The organism is Klebsiella terrigena, from assembly GCF_012029655.1.
GTDB classification, from domain to species: Bacteria; Pseudomonadota; Gammaproteobacteria; order Enterobacterales; family Enterobacteriaceae; genus Klebsiella; species Klebsiella terrigena.
On sequence record NZ_CP050508.1, the window covers coordinates 818,857 to 835,528 of the forward strand.

Sequence of the window (16,672 nt, forward strand, 5' to 3'; positions counted from 1 at the left end):
GACGATGACAGATTCAAGCGTAACTGCAAAACAGGGCCTCAAGCCTGAGCACCTGACGATGGAAGAGTGGATTGAGTCGCGGATCGCGCGCTTTGAAGGACGCAAATATGACTGGAATGCGCTGAAGTTCCAGGCCGATTTCGACCCGAAATACCGCCGCGCCCAGATGCGCTACATCGGCACCGGCGCCACCGGCGTCGCCAACGATACCAATACCGTGGCGGCGGAGAACTTCACCTTCTCCACCATGGTGCTGCCGGCGAAGTGCGAAGGGCCGCTGCACCTGCACGATGACGTCGAAGAGGTGTTTTTCATGCTCAAGGGGCAGATAACCCTGATGGTTCAGGACGGCGATAGCTACACCGAAACCGTGCTGCGCGAGCGCGACCTGATCTCCGTCCCGGCGGGGATCTATCGCGGGTTGTTTAACCACGGCGAAGAGGAGGCGCTGATGTGCGTGATGCTCGGCACCCGTAAGCCGAATATCCCGACCTATCCGCAAGATCATCCCCTGTCGAAAGTGAAGCGGGGTTAAGGAGACATGATGACGGGTTTTCGTGAACAGGGGAGCGGCACACCGCTGGTGCTGCTGCACGGCATCAGCTCCGGCGCGGCCTCCTGGCATAAGCAGATGGCGCTGCCCGGCTACCGCGTGCTGGCCTGGGATATGCCCGGTTATGGCGAAAGCCCGATGCTCTCGGCCGAGCGTGCGGATGCCGGCGACTATGCCGAGGCGCTGGCGCGGCTGCTCGACCACGCCGGCGTTGAGCAGGCGGTGCTGGTGGGCCACTCGCTCGGCGCGCTGGTGGCCAGCGCCTTTGCGGCAAAGTATCCCGGGCGCGTTCTGCGCCTGGTGCTGGCCGATGCCGCTCAGGGCTACGGCCGGGCGGAAGCCGCGCAGCGTGAAAAAATCTGGCAGGGTCGGCAGCAGCAGATGGCCGCCGGCGGCGAAGCGATGGCGCAGGGCCGGGCGGCGAAGCTGCTGCACCCCTGTAGCGATGAGGCCAACGTTGCCGTCGTTGCCGCCGGGATGCGCAGGCTGCGCGCCGAGGGCTACCTGGCCGCGGCGTGGATGCTGGCCCATGACGATATTCACCGCTGGCTTGGCGATTTTGGCGGCCGCTTTGAGGCGTGGTGCGGCGAGCAGGACGCCGTTACCCAGCCGGAGCTGGTGCACGGCCTGGCGCTGCGCTACCGCATGCCGTACGTCGGCATCCCGCGAGCGGGGCACGCCAGCTATCTCGATAACGACACATTTTTCAATCAACAGCTTTTACGGGTAGGGGAAGAGGTGCGCGATGAATGCACAAATTGAGGGGCGCGTAGCGGTGGTCACCGGCGGGTCGTCAGGGATTGGCTTTGAAACGCTGCGCCTGCTGCTGGGGGAGGGGGCGAAGGTCGCCTTCTGCGGCCGTAATCCGGACCGGCTCGCCAGCGCCCATGCGGCGCTGCAAAACGAATATCCGGGAGCGGACGTCTTCTCTTACCGCTGCGACGTGCTGAAAGAAGACGAGGTGCAGGGCTTTGCCGACGCGGTAGCGGCCCGCTTTGGCGGTGCCGACATGCTGATTAATAACGCCGGTCAGGGGTACGTGGCGCACTTCGCCGATACGCCGCGGGAGGCGTGGCTGCACGAGGCGGAGCTTAAGCTGTTCGGGGTGATTAACCCGGTGAAAGCCTTTCAGGCGCAGCTCGAGCGCTCGGATATCGCCTCGATCACCTGCGTGAACTCGCTGCTGGCGCTGCAGCCGGAGGAGCACATGATCGCCACCTCCGCAGCGCGCGCGGCGCTGCTCAACATGACCCTGACGCTGTCGAAGGACCTGGTTACCAAAGGCATTCGCGTGAACTCCATTCTGCTCGGCATGGTGGAGTCCGGGCAGTGGCAGCGGCGCTTCGAGAACCGCACGGACAAGAGTCAGAGCTGGCCCGCGTGGACGGCGGATATCGCCCGCAAGCGCGGGATCCCGATGGCACGCCTCGGCAGGCCGCAGGAACCGGCGCAGGCGCTGCTGTTCCTCGCCTCGCCGCTGGCGTCGTTTACCACCGGCGCGGCGCTGGATGTCTCCGGCGGCTTTTGCCGTCATCTGTAAGGAGTTGAGATGAAAAAGATCATGCTCATCGGCTATGGCGCGATGGCGCAGGCGGTGATTGAACGGCTGCCGCCGCAGGTCGCCCTTGGCTGGGTGGTGGCGCGCGAGGCGCACCACGCGGCGATCCGCCAGCGCTTCGGCGATGCGGTAGCGGTACTGGACGATCCGCAGTCCTGCGCGGAAACCCCGGATCTGGTGCTGGAGTGCGCCAGCCAGCAGGCGGTGGCGCAGTTTGGTGAAGCCATTCTTAGGCGCGGCTGGCATCTGGCGGTGATCTCTACCGGCGCGCTGGCGGATAGCGAACTGGAAAAGCGCCTCAACGGCGCCGGAGGCCGGCTAACTCTGCTTTCCGGCGCGGTGGCCGGTATCGACGGTCTGGCGGCTGCGAAAGAGGGCGGTCTTGAGCAGGTGACCTACCGGTCGCGCAAAAGCCCGGCCAGCTGGCGCGGCAGCTATGCGGAAATGCTCATCGACCTCAACGCGGTCACTGAAGCAAAAATCTTTTTTGAAGGCAGCGCGCGCGAAGCGGCTCGCCTGTTTCCGGCGAACGCCAACGTTGCGGCAACCGTGGCGCTGGGCGGCATCGGGATGGACGATACCCGGGTACAGCTGATGGTCGATCCGCTGACCCGGCGCAATACCCACACCCTGCACGTACAGGGCGCGTTTGGCGAGTTCCATCTGGAGCTCAGCGGATTACCGCTCGCCAGCAACCCAAAAACTTCCACCCTGGCGGCACTGAGCGCGGTTCGCGCCTGCCGCGAACTGGCATAGAGCAAAGAGGCGGCGATGGATGAGTTAAAGATTTTTATCGGCGGTCGCTGGCGCCACGGCGGCGGCAACCTGATGCACAGCCAGTTTCCGGCCGACGGCACGGTCAACGCCACGCTGCATGCGGCAAGCCTTGAGGATCTGCATGAGGCGATCGCGCTGGCCGAAAGCGCCTGGCGCCAGCCGGCGTGGCGCAGCATGCTGCCCCATCTGCGGGCAAAGATCCTGCATAAAGCGGCGGATATTATCGAATCCCGCCTTGATGAACTGGCGCGGATGCAGAGCCGCGACAACGGTAAGCCGCTGGCGGAGGCGCGAGGCCTGGTGATGAGCGCCGCGGGCAGCGCCCGCTACTTTGCCGCCGCCTGCGAGCTGCTGGAGGGTGAACTGCCGACCCCGCGGCAGGCGGATCTGCTGACGCTCAGCCGCTACGAGCCGCTGGGCGTAGTGGCGGCGATCACGCCGTGGAACTCGCCGATCGCCAGCGAGATGCAAAAAGTGGCCCCGGCGATCGCCGCCGGTAACGCGGTGATCCTCAAGCCGGCGGAAGCCACGCCGCTGATGGCGCTGGAGCTGGCGCGGATCTTCGAACAGGCCGGCCTGCCGGCGGGCCTGCTCAGCGTCCTGCCGGGGAAAGGATCGGTGATTGGCGACGCGCTGGCCCGCCACCCTCTGGTGCGCAAAATTTCGTTTACCGGCGGCACCAGCACCGGACGTCATCTGGCGCACGTGGCGGCGGAAAAGCTGATCCCGGCGTCGCTGGAGCTTGGCGGCAAATCGCCGACTATCGTGCTGGAAGATGCCGATGTTGAGCAGGCGGCGCGCGGCATCTGCTACGGCATCTTTAGCTCCGGCGGCCAGGCCTGCATCGCCGGCTCGCGGCTGTTTGTGCATGAAAAAGTCTATCCGCAGCTGATGGCGCGCCTGCTGGAGCTGACCCGCGGGCTCAGAATCGGCCATCCGTTTAGCGCGGACACCCACGTCGGACCGCTGATTAATGAAAAGCACCGCGACAGCGTGCTGGAGTACGTCGAGCTGGCTAAACGCGAAGGCGGCCGGGTGCTGTGCGGCGGCGAGATCCCGGCGGATCCGGCGCTGGCGGCAGGCAGCTATTTTCAACCGACGATCGTTGAGGGGCTGACCAACGCGGCCCGCGCCTGCCGGGAGGAGATCTTCGGCCCGGTGCTGGTGGCGATGAGCTTCAGCGATGAAGACGCGCTGATCCAGCAGGCCAATGATTCGGTTTACGGCCTGGCGGCCGGGATCTGGACGCGAGACAGCGGACGCGCCCTGCGCTTAAGCGATCGCCTGGAAGCCGGAACGGTGTGGATCAACACCTACAAGGTTTTCTCCATTTCGACCCCGTTTGGGGGCTTTAAAGAGAGCGGCCTGGGCCGCGAAAAAGGGATTCAGGGGCTAAAGGCCTGGATGCAACAAAAAAGCATTTATCTGGCGACGGGTAATAGCGTCAACCACTGGTGCGACTAAGAAAAGGGTGTGCAATGAGCGAAATGATAACCGTCGGCGAAGCCATCGCCAGAACGCTGGAGCAGTACAACGTTGAGGCTATTTACGGCGTCATCTCTATTCACAACCTGCCGATCGCCGATGCGGTAGGCCAGCGTGGAAATATCCGCTTTGTTCCGGCGCGCGGTGAGGCCGGATCGGTCACCATGGCCGACGCCCACGGGCGCTTTTCCGGACTGGGCGTGGCGTTGACCAGCACCGGCGCGGGGGCCGGCAACGCGGTAGGGGCGCTGGTGGAGGCGATGAACGCCTGCACGCCGCTGCTGCACCTCACCGGTCAGGTGGAGAAAACCTGGCTCGATGCCGACACCGGCTTTATTCACGAAACCCGCGACCAGCTGACCTTCTTGAAGGCCAGCTCGAAGCGCGCGTACCGCATCAGCAACGCCAGTCAGGCGCTGGCTATCCTGCATAAGGCGATTCAGGAGGCGCAAACGCCGCCGTGCGGGCCGGTATCGGTTGAGATCCCGATTGATATTCAGGGCGCGAAAATCCCGGCCTCGCTGGTGACCGCCGCGCTGAAAGCGGCCCCGGCGGCGGACGCCGATAGCGCCGTTGTCGATGCGCTGTGGGCGCAGCTGCGACAGGCGAAACGACCGCTGCTGTGGCTGGGCGGCGGGGCTATCGGCAGCGCGGCGGCGGTGAAAAAGCTGGCCGATGCCGGGATGACGGTGATCTCCAGCACCCACGGCCGCGGCGTGCTGCCGGATGCGCACCGCGCCAGCCTGCGCGCGTTCCATAATTCGCCGTCCGTTGAAGCGCTGATGGCGCAGTGTGATTTTACCCTGGTGGCGGGCTCGCGCCTGCGCAGCAATGAAACCCGCTCCTGGACCCTCGAACTGCCGTCGCCAAGGGTGCAGATTGATATCGACCCGGCGGCGGCCAGCCGTAACTATCTGATGGATAACACGCTGATTGCCGACTGTGGCAACCTGCTGGCGGCGCTGGCGGAAAAAGCGCAGGGGCGTGAATGGGGCAATGAGCAGTGGGACGCGCAGGTCAAAGAGGCGGTCGCGCTGGCGGATAGCGGGCTGCGCGAGCAGTGCGGCGCCTACGCACAGCTGAACGACGCCATCGCGCAGGCGCTGCCTGACGACGGGATCCTGGTGCGCGATATCACCGTTTCCGGCAGCCTGTGGGGGAGCCGTCTGTTCCGCGCCCACGGCCCGTTAATGAACATCCACTCGCTGGCCGGGGCCATTGGCATGGGCCTGCCGATGGCGATCGGCACGGCGATTGCTAACCCGCAGCGGAAGGTGGTCGGCCTCGTCGGCGACGGCGGGCTGAGCCTGAATCTGGGGGAGCTGGCGACGCTGGCGCAGGAAAAGGCTAACGTCACGCTGATTGTCATGAACGATGGCGGCTACGGCGTGATGCGCGGGATTCAGGATAAGTATTTCGGCGGGCGTCAGTATTACAACGAGCTGCATACTCCGGATTTCACGCTGCTGGCGCAGGCCATCGGCCTGCAGGCGTGGAGCGTTGAGCGGGCGGAGGATTTCCAGTCGGTGATGACCGAAGCGCTGGCGATGCCGGGGCCGTCGGTGGTGGAGGTCAAAATGGGGCAGATTGGCGCGCTGCGTTTTGCCGGGCCGCCGCAGAAAACGCTGTATTAAGCCGTTTTCCCCTCTCTGGCGTTGCAGAGAGGGGAGTCGGGATTATTTAATGCCGTCGGCCTTCATGCGATCGCGGATGTGCTGAGCGCGCTCCTGCGATGCCGGGTGATCGTCAAACATTGAGCTCTGACGCCCGGCTTCCAGCTTGGCCAGCTTCTCGAAGCTGGTGGCCAGTCCCGACGGATTAATTCCGCGCTTACGCAGCAGATCGTAGGAGTAGTCGTCCGCTTCGGACTCCTGGCGCTGGGAGAACTGCGAGTTCACCAGCTTTTCGCCCAGATCGCCCAGCTGAGACTGGGAGAGGCTGCCGACGATACCGCCCGCAGACGCGGCGGCGGCGCGAACGGCGTTGGTGCCGAGCGCCACCTGCATACCTTTCTTCACGTGACCCAGCGCAACGTGGCCCATTTCGTGGCCGATAACCGCTTCCACTTCGTTATCGTTCATGATGTCCATCAGGCCGCTGTATACGCGGATGCAGCCGTTGGCCATCGCAAACGCGTTAACGTCTTTGGTTTCATATACTTTGTAGTTAACCGGCTGGCCGTTGATATTGTCCCCCAGCGCGGCGGCGATTTTATTCAGACGCTTGCTGTATTCGCTGCCGGCGGGCGAAATAGTTGCCTTGCTATCCATCTCTTTACAGGCCTGGTCGCTGAGCGCTTTGACCTGCGCGTCGCTCAGAGAGTAGGCCTGGAAAGCTTCGGCGCCGGAGCTGAGGAGGGCGTTGGAGTCCATGTTCTGACATCCGGTGAGCGTTGCTGCGATCCCAAGGGCAAGAATAGTTGAGCGAATTTTCATTTTTTATCTTCCACAATCTTACGATTTTTTGTCTGAAAAAGGCGACGGTAAGCATGTCGCATCCTGCACAAATTATAAAGAGTATTGCGCGTTACGGGCGAGAGGATTCCGGGGCAGCACAACGTGTTCCGGAGATTTCTTAAACCACAAAAGGATGCTCCATGTACATGTTTTGTCGCTTGGGTTACATTGTTGTCACTTTTTTCCGGCGTAGCCCAAAACGCGCTGTCGTCAAGTCGTTAAGGGTATGGCCTTCAACAGTCCGAACTGGAGTCAAAATGTCCTCACGTAAAGAGCTTGCTAACGCTATTCGTGCGCTGAGCATGGACGCGGTACAGAAAGCCAAATCCGGCCACCCGGGTGCCCCGATGGGTATGGCTGACATTGCCGAAGTCCTGTGGCGTGATTTCCTGAATCATAACCCGAACAACCCGGCCTGGGCCGATCGCGACCGTTTCGTGCTCTCCAACGGCCACGGCTCAATGCTGATTTACAGCCTGCTGCATCTCACCGGTTATGATCTGCCGATTGAAGAACTGAAAAACTTCCGTCAGCTGCACTCCAGAACCCCGGGCCACCCGGAAGTTGGCTACACCGCCGGCGTTGAAACCACCACCGGCCCGCTGGGCCAGGGGATTGCCAACGCGGTTGGGATGGCGATTGCTGAAAAAACCCTGGCGGCGCAGTTCAACCGTCCGGGCCACGATATCGTTGACCACTTCACCTACGCGTTCATGGGCGACGGCTGCATGATGGAAGGCATTTCTCACGAAGTGTGCTCCCTGGCCGGTACCCTGAAGCTGGGCAAACTGGTGGCGTTCTATGACGACAACGGCATCTCCATCGACGGTCACGTTGAAGGCTGGTTCACCGACGATACCGCTAAACGTTTCGAAGCCTACGGCTGGCACGTGGTGCGCGGCGTTGACGGCCATGACGCTGAGGCCATCAAACGCGCGGTAGAAGAAGCGCGTGCGGTGACCGACAAGCCGTCCCTGCTGATGTGCAAAACCATCATCGGCTTCGGTTCGCCGAACAAACAGGGCACCCACGACTCCCACGGCGCGCCGCTGGGCGACGCGGAAATCGCGCTGACCCGCGAGGCCCTGGGCTGGACCCACCCGGCGTTTGAAATCCCGTCTGACATCTACGCGCAGTGGGATGCGAAAGAAGCCGGTCAGGCTAAAGAAGCAGCGTGGAACGAGAAGTTCGCTGCTTATGCGAAAGCCTTCCCGCAGGAAGCCGCCGAGTATACCCGCCGCATGAAGGGCGAGATGCCGGCTGACTTCGACGCGAAAGCGAACGAATTCATCGCGAAACTGCAGGCTAACCCGGCGAAAATCGCCAGCCGTAAAGCGTCGCAGAATGCGATTGAAGCCTTTGGCCCGCTGCTGCCTGAATTCCTCGGCGGCTCGGCTGACCTGGCGCCGTCCAACCTGACCATCTGGTCCGGCTCGAAGGCGATTAACGAAGACACCGCCGGGAACTACATCCACTACGGCGTGCGTGAGTTCGGGATGACCGCGATTGCCAACGGTATCTCCCTGCACGGCGGTTTCCTGCCGTACACCTCTACCTTCCTGATGTTCGTGGAGTACGCGCGTAACGCGGTACGTATGGCGGCGCTGATGAAACAGCGTCAGGTGATGGTCTACACCCACGACTCCATCGGTCTGGGCGAAGACGGCCCGACGCACCAGCCGGTCGAGCAGGTGGCTTCCCTGCGCGTGACGCCGAACATGAGCACATGGCGTCCGTGTGACCAGGTGGAATCGGCGATTGCGTGGAAATACGGCGTTGAGCGTCACGACGGCCCGACGGCGCTGATCCTGTCACGTCAGAATCTGGCGCAGCAGGAGCGTACGGCGGAGCAGCTGGCGAACGTTGCCCGCGGCGGCTACGTGCTGAAGGATTGCGCCGGCCAGCCGGAGCTGATCTTCATTGCCACCGGTTCAGAAGTTGAGCTGGCGGTTGCCGCGTGGGACCAGCTGTCTGCGGAAGGGGTGAAGGCGCGCGTGGTCTCCATGCCGTCCACCGACGCCTTCGACAAGCAGGATGCGGCGTACCGTGAATCGGTGCTGCCGAAAGCGGTTTCGGCTCGCGTGGCCGTGGAAGCGGGTATCGCTGACTACTGGTTCAAATACGTGGGTCTGAACGGCGCCATCGTTGGTATGACCAGCTTCGGCGAGTCTGCGCCGGCTGAGCTGCTGTTCGAAGAGTTCGGCTTCACCGTTGAAAACGTTGTCGCTAAGGCGAAAGCGCTGCTGTAGTTCTGTGCAACGCGCTTCGCGAAGGCATCAGAAGAATGAGCCGGGCTAACGCCCGGCTTTTTTGTTGCTGTTATTCCCGATGGCTGTCACGAGGCTGCATATTATTCCAGTGAAAATGTGATGTATGTCAGATTACACGCTTCTCGTACTGGACAAGCATTCCTTTTATTCCGCGTTTGGCTTATTCTAGCTGAAGCGTTTCAGTCGTCTAAATGTTCGACAATTAATCAATCAGTCGCAGTTTGCGACGGGTAAGGTTTCCCTCCGGGCGTTGCTGGATTACTCTGTCAGCCACTTCACATCAGGGATAACCTTGCAGGAGACCTATGACCATACGCATTGCGATTAATGGCTTCGGTCGCATAGGACGCAACGTGGTTCGTGCTTTATATGAATCCGGGCGTCGTGCGGAAATTACCGTGGTGGCAATCAACGAGCTGGCGGATGCTGCGGGCATTGCGCACTTATTGAAATATGACACCAGCCATGGGCGCTTTGCCTGGGATGTTCGCCAGGAGCGGGAGCAGCTTTACGTTGGCGATGACGTCATTCGCCTGCTGCACGAAGCTTCGATAGAGGCGCTACCCTGGCAAGAGCTGGCGGTGGATATCGTACTGGATTGTACCGGGGTTTACGGCAGCCGTGAGCATGGCGAAGCCCATCTTCAGGCTGGCGCGAAGAAGGTTATCTTTTCGCATCCCGGCGGTAACGATCTCGATGCCACCGTCGTGTTCGGCGTTAACCATGATGAGCTACGTGCAGAGCACCGTATTGTCTCCAACGCCTCCTGCACCACCAACTGCATTATTCCGGTCATTAAGCTGTTAGATGATGCCTACGGCATTGAGTCAGGGACGGTAACAACGATCCACTCCGCCATGCACGATCAGCAGGTTATAGACGCCTATCATCCGGATTTACGCCGTACGCGTGCGGCCAGTCAGTCAATTATTCCGGTTGATACTAAACTTGCGGCGGGGATCGCACGTATTTTCCCTCAGTTTAACGACCGTTTTGAAGCGATTGCGGTTCGCGTACCGACGATAAATGTGACGGCGATCGACCTGAGCGTGACGGTGAAAAAACCGGTAAAGGCTAGTGAAGTCAACCAGTTGCTGCAAAAAGCAGCGCAGGGAACATTTCATGGTATAGTTGACTATACGGAATTACCGTTAGTCTCGACAGATTTTAACCACGATCCGCACAGCGCCATCGTTGATGGTACTCAAACGCGGGTGAGTGGGGCGCATTTGATCAAAACGTTGGTCTGGTGCGATAACGAATGGGGCTTTGCTAACCGGATGCTCGACACGACGTTAGCGATGGCCGCTCAAGGTTTCAGGTAAAGTGCGTGAGCGCTTGCAAAACTTTATGAATCAACGAGAGGATTCACCATGTCTGTAATTAAGATGACCGATCTGGATCTGGCTGGTAAACGCGTTTTTATCCGTGCCGATCTGAACGTACCAGTTAAAGACGGTAAAGTAACCAGCGACGCGCGTATTCGTGCTTCTCTGCCGACCATTGAGCTGGCTCTGAAGCAGGGCGCTAAAGTGATGGTCACTTCTCACCTGGGTCGTCCGACCGAAGGCGAGTACAACGAAGAATTCTCTCTGCTGCCGGTTGTTAATTACCTGAAAGACAAGCTGTCCAACCCGGTGCGTCTGGTTAAAGATTACCTGGACGGCGTTGAAGTTGCCGCCGGTGAACTGGTTGTTCTGGAAAACGTTCGCTTCAACAAAGGCGAAAAGAAAGACGACGAAGCGCTGTCTAAAAAATACGCCGCGCTGTGCGACGTATTCGTTATGGATGCATTCGGTACTGCCCACCGTGCCCAGGCTTCTACCCACGGTATCGGTAAATTTGCCGACGTAGCCTGCGCCGGTCCTCTGCTGGCTGAAGAGCTGGACGCGCTGGGTAAAGCGCTGAAAGAGCCGGCTCGCCCGATGGTTGCCATCGTCGGTGGTTCTAAAGTTTCCACTAAGCTGACCGTTCTGGACTCCCTGTCTAAAATCGCTGACCAGCTGATTGTCGGTGGCGGCATTGCCAACACCTTCGTTGCCGCTCAGGGCCACAACGTGGGCAAATCCCTGTACGAAGCTGACCTGGTTGACGAAGCTAAGCGCCTGCTGACGACCTGCGATATCCCGGTTCCGACCGACGTTCGCGTGGCGACTGAATTCTCCGAAACGGCGACTGCAACCCTGAAATCTGTTAACGACATCAAAGATGAAGAGCAGATTCTGGACCTCGGCGACGTTTCTGCACAGAAGCTGGCTGATATCCTTAAAAATGCCAAAACCATTCTGTGGAACGGCCCGGTTGGCGTGTTTGAGTTCCCGAACTTCCGTAAAGGCACTGAAATCGTGGCTAACGCCATCGCCGACAGCGAAGCGTTCTCCATTGCAGGCGGCGGCGATACCCTGGCTGCAATTGACCTGTTTGGCATCTCGGACAAAATTTCCTACATCTCTACTGGCGGCGGCGCGTTCCTCGAATTCGTGGAAGGTAAAGTACTGCCAGCAGTAGCAATGCTCGAAGAGCGCGCTAAGAAGTAAGTTTGTACAGGCGGGTAACACCGCCTGTTTTTCAAATTCTATTCAATTGTCGCTCTAAATAATTCGCGCTGCCGGAAGGCAGCGACACGGCGAACCCCGGCGGCTTACGCAAGTTAGCGGCGGCGGTAAGCGAGGAAAGCCAACGCACCGGCAGCACGAATTGTGACGAGCAGAAACGGCCGAAGATACAGGACTACGTAACATGTCTAAAATTTTTGATTTTGTAAAACCTGGCGTGATCACTGGTGATGACGTTCAGAAAGTGTTCCAGGTAGCTAAAGAGAATAACTTCGCACTGCCAGCGGTTAACTGTGTGGGTACTGACTCCATCAACGCCGTTCTGGAAGCAGCTGCAAAAGCTAAATCTCCGGTTATCGTTCAGTTCTCTAACGGCGGCGCGGCGTTCATCGCGGGTAAAGCGGTTAAAACCGACGTTCCTCAGGGTGCGGCAATCCTCGGCGCTATCTCCGGTGCACATCACGTTCACCAGATGGCTGAACACTACGGCGTGCCGGTTATTCTGCACACCGACCACTGCGCTAAGAAACTGCTGCCGTGGATCGACGGCCTGCTGGACGCCGGTGAAAAACACTTCGCCGCTCACGGCAAACCGCTGTTCTCTTCTCACATGATTGACCTGTCCGAAGAGTCCCTGCACGAAAACATCGAGATCTGCTCTAAGTATCTGGCGCGCATGGCCAAAATGGACATGACTCTGGAAATCGAACTGGGCTGCACCGGTGGCGAAGAAGACGGCGTGGACAACAGCCACATGGACGCTTCTGCGCTGTACACCCAGCCGGAAGACGTTGATTACGCGTACACTGAACTGAGCAAGATCAGCCCGCGTTTCACCATCGCTGCTTCCTTCGGTAACGTACACGGCGTGTACAAGCCGGGCAACGTGGTTCTGACCCCGACTATCCTGCGCGACTCTCAGGAATATGTTTCTAAGAAACATAACCTGCCGCACAACAGCCTGAACTTCGTCTTCCACGGCGGTTCCGGTTCTTCTGCTCAGGAAATCAAAGACTCCGTAAGCTACGGCGTGATCAAAATGAACATCGATACCGATACCCAATGGGCAACCTGGGACGGTATCCTGCAGTACTACAAAACTAACGAAGCTTACCTGCAGGGCCAGCTGGGCAACCCGAAAGGCGAAGACCAGCCGAACAAGAAATACTACGATCCGCGCGTATGGCTGCGCGCTGCTCAGACGTCCATGGTGACTCGTCTGGAGCAGGCATTTAAAGAGCTGAACGCGATCGACGTTCTGTAAGAAAATTCTGTTTCTTGCCCTGAAGCCCGCTTAACTGCGGGCTTTTTCGTTTCCAGGCAAAAGGATATACCAGGGGAAAACTGTGATCGACTTGGCAAAACAGGCGCATATTGTTTACCCTTAACCTACCTGCCGTTTTGCAGGCCTGGTTTTTATTTCCCGCCCGGGTATTTATAAGGAATGTTAAATGGAAGATTTGAACGTTGCCGATAGCATACACAACGCCAGCTCGTGGCTGGTGCGTAATCAGGAACTGCTCCTGAGCTATGCCGTCAACATCGTCGCGGCAATCGCGATTATTATCGTCGGGATGATCGTGGCGCGCATGGTGTCGAACACGGTTAATCGTCTGATGCTGGCGCGTAAGATTGATGCCACCGTTGCCGATTTTCTTTCCGCGCTGGTGCGCTACGCCGTTATCGCCTTTACCCTGATTGCCGCCTTAGGTCGCGTCGGCGTGCAGACGGCGTCGGTGATCGCCGTACTCGGTGCCGCCGGTTTAGCCGTTGGTCTGGCGCTGCAGGGCTCGCTGTCCAACCTCGCCGCCGGCGTGCTGCTGGTGATGTTCCGTCCGTTCCGCGCGGGTGAATACGTCGATCTCGGCGGCGTGGCCGGTACCGTGCTGAACGTGCAGATTTTCTCCACCACCATGCGCACGGCCGATGGCAAAATCGTAGTGATCCCGAACGGTAAAATCATCGCCGGTAACATCATTAACTTTTCGCGTGAACCGGTTCGCCGCAACGAATTTATTATTGGCGTCGCCTACGATGCCGATATCGATAAGGTGAAGCAGCTGCTGACCAATATTATCGAATCCGACGAGCGCATCCTGAAAGATCGTGAAAGGACCGTACGCCTGAACGAGCTGGGCGCGTCGTCGGTTAACTACGTTATCCGCGTCTGGAGCCAGAGCAGCGATCTGCAAAGCGTTTACTGGGATGTTCTGGAACGCATCAAGCGCGACTTTGATGCCAACGGTATCAGCTTCCCGTACCCGCAGATGGACGTGCACGTGATCCGTCCGCAGGAGCAGGCGGAGTAGTTCAGCGCCCGCAGTCGATAAAGGCCAGCACCCGCTGGCCTTTATCAGAACGCGACTATTAGCATTGCTTATTAATGATTAATATTATCAATTTCCTCTAATGATTTGTTCGCGCTATATTCCCCTGCATTAACGACCTCATCGGAAAAACCACTATGTTATCGTATTACTTTCAGGGGCTTGCCCTGGGAGCGGCTATGATTTTGCCGCTCGGTCCGCAGAATGCGTTTGTGATGAATCAGGGCATTCGCCGCCAGTATCATCTGATGATTGCGCTGCTGTGCGCGATTAGCGATCTTCTGCTGATCTGCGCCGGTATTTTTGGCGGCAGCGCGCTGCTGATGCAGTCGCCGTGGCTGCTGGCGCTGGTCACCTGGGGCGGCGTGGCCTTCCTGCTGTGGTACGGTTTCGGCGCGCTGAAAACGGCTTTTAGCGACAATCTGGAACTGGCGAGCGCGGAGGTGATGAAGCAGGGGCGCTGGAAAATTATTGTCACCATGCTGGCGGTCACCTGGCTCAACCCGCACGTCTACCTCGATACCTTCGTGGTGCTCGGCAGCCTGGGCGGGCAGCTGGCGGTTGAGCCGAAACGCTGGTTTGCGCTCGGCACCATCAGCGCCTCTTTCCTGTGGTTCTTCGGTCTGGCCCTGCTGGCGGCCTGGCTGGCGCCGCGTTTGCGCACCGCCCGGGCGCAGCGGATCATTAACGTGCTGGTTGGCCTGGTGATGTGGCTGATCGCCGTCCAGCTGGCGAAAGATGGCTTTTTACACGTACAGGCGCTGGTCAACCAGGCTTAGTCCGATGGACTTTTCGCTTATACGCGTTAAGCTTGCTGGCATGCGTCCGTATATGGGCGACCAATGTAGATGGAGAAACGACAGTGAAGTTAAAGCTCATGGCCCTGGCGGCAGCAATCGGATTCAGCTCAATGGCAGCTCAGGCAAATGAATTGCCAAATGGCCCCCACATTGTGACCTCGGGTACCGCCAGCGTTGCTGCGGCGCCCGATATTGCGACCCTGGCAATTGAAGTCAACGTGGCCGCGAAAGATGCCGCATCGGCGAAAAAACAGGCCGACGATCGCGTTGCGCAATACCTCTCTTTCCTCGAAAAGAACGGCATTGCCAAGAAGGATATCAACTCCGCGAACCTGCGCACCCAGCCTGACTATGATTACCAGAACGGTAAAAGCATCCTGAAGGGCTATCGCGCCGTGCGCACCGTCGAAGTGACGTTGCGCCAGCTGGACAAGCTTAACGGCCTGCTGGACGGCGCGCTGAAGGCCGGCCTGAACGAAGTTCGCTCGGTATCCTTGGGCGTTGCGCAACCGGATGCCTATAAAGATAAGGCGCGCAAGGCGGCCATCGATGACGCCGTACACCAGGCGCAGGAGCTGGCTGCCGGTTTCCACGGCAAGCTGGGCCCGGTTTATAGCGTGCGCTACCACGTCTCGAACTATCAGCCGAGCCCGATGGTGCGCATGATGAAAGCCGCCGATGCCGCGCCGGTTTCCGCCCAGGAAACCTACGAGCAGGCGACAATCCAGTTTGACGATCAGGTGGATGTGGTCTTTGAGCTGCAGCCAACCCAGCCGGCTCAACCGGCGGCGCCGGAGAAACCGGCCGCAGCGGCGCAGTAAGCCAGATGCAAAAAAGCCCCTTCAGCTGAAGGGGCTTTTTTTATGCCCGAGGTTTAGTCCTGGCGCAGCACCTTGTGCCCGTAGGCAATCAGCGCATCGGTGACCCGGCGCATCATCCGGCTTTCCGGCGCGAAGCGATGCCAGTAGAGCATCCGGCGCTGGAACAGGCCCGGCGTCAAATCGATAAGCTCGCCGCTGTTGAGCTCCTTTTCGATCTGCAGATGCGGGATCATACAGCAGGTGGTGCCCTGACGGGCGAGCTGCACAAAGGCTTCCGATGAGTTAACGATATGGCAAGGCACGCTGCCCGGCGGCAAATCGAAGTTCTGCTGCAAAAAAGCCTGATGCATGTCGTCGAGATGATCGAAAGCGACTACCGGCGCTTTGAGCAGCGCCGAGCGGGTTACGCCGTTGGGAAAATAGCGTTGCGCAAACTCTTTCGAGGCGACAAACAGGTAGTCCAGCGCCCCGAGCTGATCGACCAGGCAGCTTGGCAGCGCCTGCGGCTGGATACTGACCGCCCCGACCACCTCACCGCGGCGCAGGCGCTCCTGGGTGCGGGTTTCGTCTTCCACCTGCAGATTCAGGCGAATAGGGGAGTCGGAAAGCACGCTGGAGAGCGCCGGCAGCAGCCAGGTCGCCAGGCTGTCGGCGTTCACCGCCAGCGACAGCAGCAGCGGCGTCGAGCCGGTTTGCTCATCGCCCAGCCACTCCTCTTCCAGCAGCTCAACCTGGCGCAGCAGGGCCAGCAGCTTCTGCCCCTGCTCGGTAGGACGCGGCGGTACGGTACGCACCAGCAGCGGCTGGCCGAACATGTTTTCCAGCTGTTTAATACGCTGAGAGACGGCGGACTGTGTAATGCATAGCTTCTGCGCGGCGCGCTCAAACCCACGTTCTCTTATCACCGCGTCCAGCGCTTGTAGTGTTCTGTAGTCCGGTCGTTTCATTGCTCTGGCGTACCCCCATAACTTTTCATTAACTTGCACTATGACATAAATTTCTTTTTGATGAAGACGAAAATAGTCTGCTCAGTTGTGTGATCCCCGTCGCAGGGACAATAACACCCCTGA

At 59.5% G+C, this 16,672-nt stretch carries 15 protein-coding genes; 13 read left to right on the forward strand and 2 right to left on the reverse strand.

Annotated elements, in window-relative coordinates; genetic code table 11:
- Positions 1-4 precede the first annotated feature (4 nt).
- Genes HCK03_RS03980 through HCK03_RS04005 form a run of 6 tightly spaced genes read left to right on the forward strand, consistent with a single transcriptional unit; the run spans position 5 to position 6,007 of the window.
- Entirely contained in the window at positions 5-535 is a 531-nt protein-coding gene (locus HCK03_RS03980; RefSeq protein ID WP_123551960.1) for a cupin domain-containing protein, read from the forward strand.
- A 9-nt stretch (positions 536-544) separates the two neighbouring features.
- Positions 545-1,315, forward strand: coding sequence for an alpha/beta fold hydrolase (locus tag HCK03_RS03985; protein ID WP_135183985.1), 771 nt, complete (start codon positions 545-547; stop codon positions 1,313-1,315).
- The gene (locus tag HCK03_RS03990) at positions 1,299-2,093 is read left to right on the forward strand and encodes an SDR family oxidoreductase (protein WP_041147179.1); all 795 of its coding nucleotides are present in this window, start codon (positions 1,299-1,301) and stop codon (positions 2,091-2,093) included. Before HCK03_RS03985 ends, HCK03_RS03990 begins: the two co-directional genes overlap by 17 nt.
- Positions 2,094-2,102: 9 nt before the next feature.
- Positions 2,103-2,867: an aspartate dehydrogenase gene (locus HCK03_RS03995; RefSeq protein ID WP_076946685.1), complete on the forward strand. Its 765-nt coding sequence runs from the start codon at positions 2,103-2,105 to the stop codon at positions 2,865-2,867.
- A gap of 15 nt (positions 2,868-2,882) precedes the next feature.
- Positions 2,883-4,352, forward strand: a complete 1,470-nt coding sequence (locus HCK03_RS04000) for an aldehyde dehydrogenase (protein WP_143717510.1) — start codon at positions 2,883-2,885, stop codon at positions 4,350-4,352.
- A 14-nt stretch (positions 4,353-4,366) separates the two neighbouring features.
- The gene (locus HCK03_RS04005) at positions 4,367-6,007 is read left to right on the forward strand and encodes a thiamine pyrophosphate-binding protein (RefSeq protein WP_135183987.1); all 1,641 of its coding nucleotides are present in this window, start codon (positions 4,367-4,369) and stop codon (positions 6,005-6,007) included.
- Positions 6,008-6,049: 42 nt separating this feature from the next.
- Here the strand turns inward: HCK03_RS04005 and loiP are convergent, their stop codons facing one another.
- Positions 6,050-6,808: a metalloprotease LoiP gene (gene loiP / locus HCK03_RS04010; RefSeq protein WP_041147175.1), complete on the reverse strand. Its 759-nt coding sequence runs from the start codon at positions 6,806-6,808 to the stop codon at positions 6,050-6,052.
- Between the two features lie 278 nt (positions 6,809-7,086).
- Here loiP and tkt point away from each other — a divergent pair, with 278 nt between their 5' ends.
- The 7 genes from tkt (at position 7,087) to HCK03_RS04045 (ending at position 15,602) form a co-directional block, all read left to right on the forward strand.
- Positions 7,087-9,078, forward strand: coding sequence for a transketolase (gene tkt / locus HCK03_RS04015; protein WP_041147174.1), 1,992 nt, complete (start codon positions 7,087-7,089; stop codon positions 9,076-9,078).
- 326 nt (positions 9,079-9,404) lie between these two features.
- A complete protein-coding gene (epd, locus tag HCK03_RS04020) occupies positions 9,405-10,424 on the forward strand; it encodes an erythrose-4-phosphate dehydrogenase (protein WP_041147173.1) in 1,020 nt (339 codons plus the stop codon).
- A gap of 48 nt (positions 10,425-10,472) precedes the next feature.
- Positions 10,473-11,636, forward strand: coding sequence for a phosphoglycerate kinase (pgk, locus tag HCK03_RS04025; protein ID WP_041147172.1), 1,164 nt, complete (start codon positions 10,473-10,475; stop codon positions 11,634-11,636).
- A gap of 202 nt (positions 11,637-11,838) precedes the next feature.
- Positions 11,839-12,918, forward strand: coding sequence for a class II fructose-bisphosphate aldolase (gene fbaA / locus HCK03_RS04030; protein WP_041147171.1), 1,080 nt, complete (start codon positions 11,839-11,841; stop codon positions 12,916-12,918).
- 187 nt (positions 12,919-13,105) lie between these two features.
- Positions 13,106-13,963, forward strand: coding sequence for a small-conductance mechanosensitive channel MscS (mscS, locus tag HCK03_RS04035; protein WP_041147170.1), 858 nt, complete (start codon positions 13,106-13,108; stop codon positions 13,961-13,963).
- 155 nt (positions 13,964-14,118) lie between these two features.
- Positions 14,119-14,760 (forward strand): arginine exporter ArgO, encoded by a 642-nt coding sequence (gene argO / locus HCK03_RS04040; protein ID WP_041147169.1) that lies wholly within the window; start codon positions 14,119-14,121, stop codon positions 14,758-14,760.
- A gap of 83 nt (positions 14,761-14,843) precedes the next feature.
- The gene (locus HCK03_RS04045) at positions 14,844-15,602 is read left to right on the forward strand and encodes an oxidative stress defense protein (protein WP_041147168.1); all 759 of its coding nucleotides are present in this window, start codon (positions 14,844-14,846) and stop codon (positions 15,600-15,602) included.
- Positions 15,603-15,655: 53 nt separating this feature from the next.
- Here HCK03_RS04045 and argP read toward each other — a convergent pair whose 3' ends face one another.
- A complete protein-coding gene (gene argP / locus HCK03_RS04050) occupies positions 15,656-16,549 on the reverse strand; it encodes a DNA-binding transcriptional regulator ArgP (protein ID WP_041147167.1) in 894 nt (297 codons plus the stop codon).
- Positions 16,550-16,672 lie beyond the last annotated feature (123 nt).

Excerpts from the sequence above, each read along its gene's own strand:
- HCK03_RS03980 (WP_123551960.1), top strand. The coding sequence starts at position 5 with ATGACAGATTCAAGCGTAACTGCAAAACAGGGCCTCAAGCCTGAGCAC.
- HCK03_RS03985 (WP_135183985.1), top strand. The coding sequence starts at position 545 with ATGACGGGTTTTCGTGAACAGGGGAGCGGCACACCGCTGGTGCTGCTG.
- HCK03_RS03990 (WP_041147179.1), top strand. The coding sequence starts at position 1,299 with ATGAATGCACAAATTGAGGGGCGCGTAGCGGTGGTCACCGGCGGGTCG.
- HCK03_RS03995 (WP_076946685.1), top strand. The coding sequence starts at position 2,103 with ATGAAAAAGATCATGCTCATCGGCTATGGCGCGATGGCGCAGGCGGTG.
- HCK03_RS04000 (WP_143717510.1), top strand. The coding sequence starts at position 2,883 with ATGGATGAGTTAAAGATTTTTATCGGCGGTCGCTGGCGCCACGGCGGC.
- HCK03_RS04005 (WP_135183987.1), top strand. The coding sequence starts at position 4,367 with ATGAGCGAAATGATAACCGTCGGCGAAGCCATCGCCAGAACGCTGGAG.
- loiP (WP_041147175.1), bottom strand. The coding sequence starts at position 6,808 with ATGAAAATTCGCTCAACTATTCTTGCCCTTGGGATCGCAGCAACGCTC.
- tkt (WP_041147174.1), top strand. The coding sequence starts at position 7,087 with ATGTCCTCACGTAAAGAGCTTGCTAACGCTATTCGTGCGCTGAGCATG.
- epd (WP_041147173.1), top strand. The coding sequence starts at position 9,405 with ATGACCATACGCATTGCGATTAATGGCTTCGGTCGCATAGGACGCAAC.
- pgk (WP_041147172.1), top strand. The coding sequence starts at position 10,473 with ATGTCTGTAATTAAGATGACCGATCTGGATCTGGCTGGTAAACGCGTT.
- fbaA (WP_041147171.1), top strand. The coding sequence starts at position 11,839 with ATGTCTAAAATTTTTGATTTTGTAAAACCTGGCGTGATCACTGGTGAT.
- mscS (WP_041147170.1), top strand. The coding sequence starts at position 13,106 with ATGGAAGATTTGAACGTTGCCGATAGCATACACAACGCCAGCTCGTGG.
- argO (WP_041147169.1), top strand. The coding sequence starts at position 14,119 with ATGTTATCGTATTACTTTCAGGGGCTTGCCCTGGGAGCGGCTATGATT.
- argP (WP_041147167.1), bottom strand. The coding sequence starts at position 16,549 with ATGAAACGACCGGACTACAGAACACTACAAGCGCTGGACGCGGTGATA.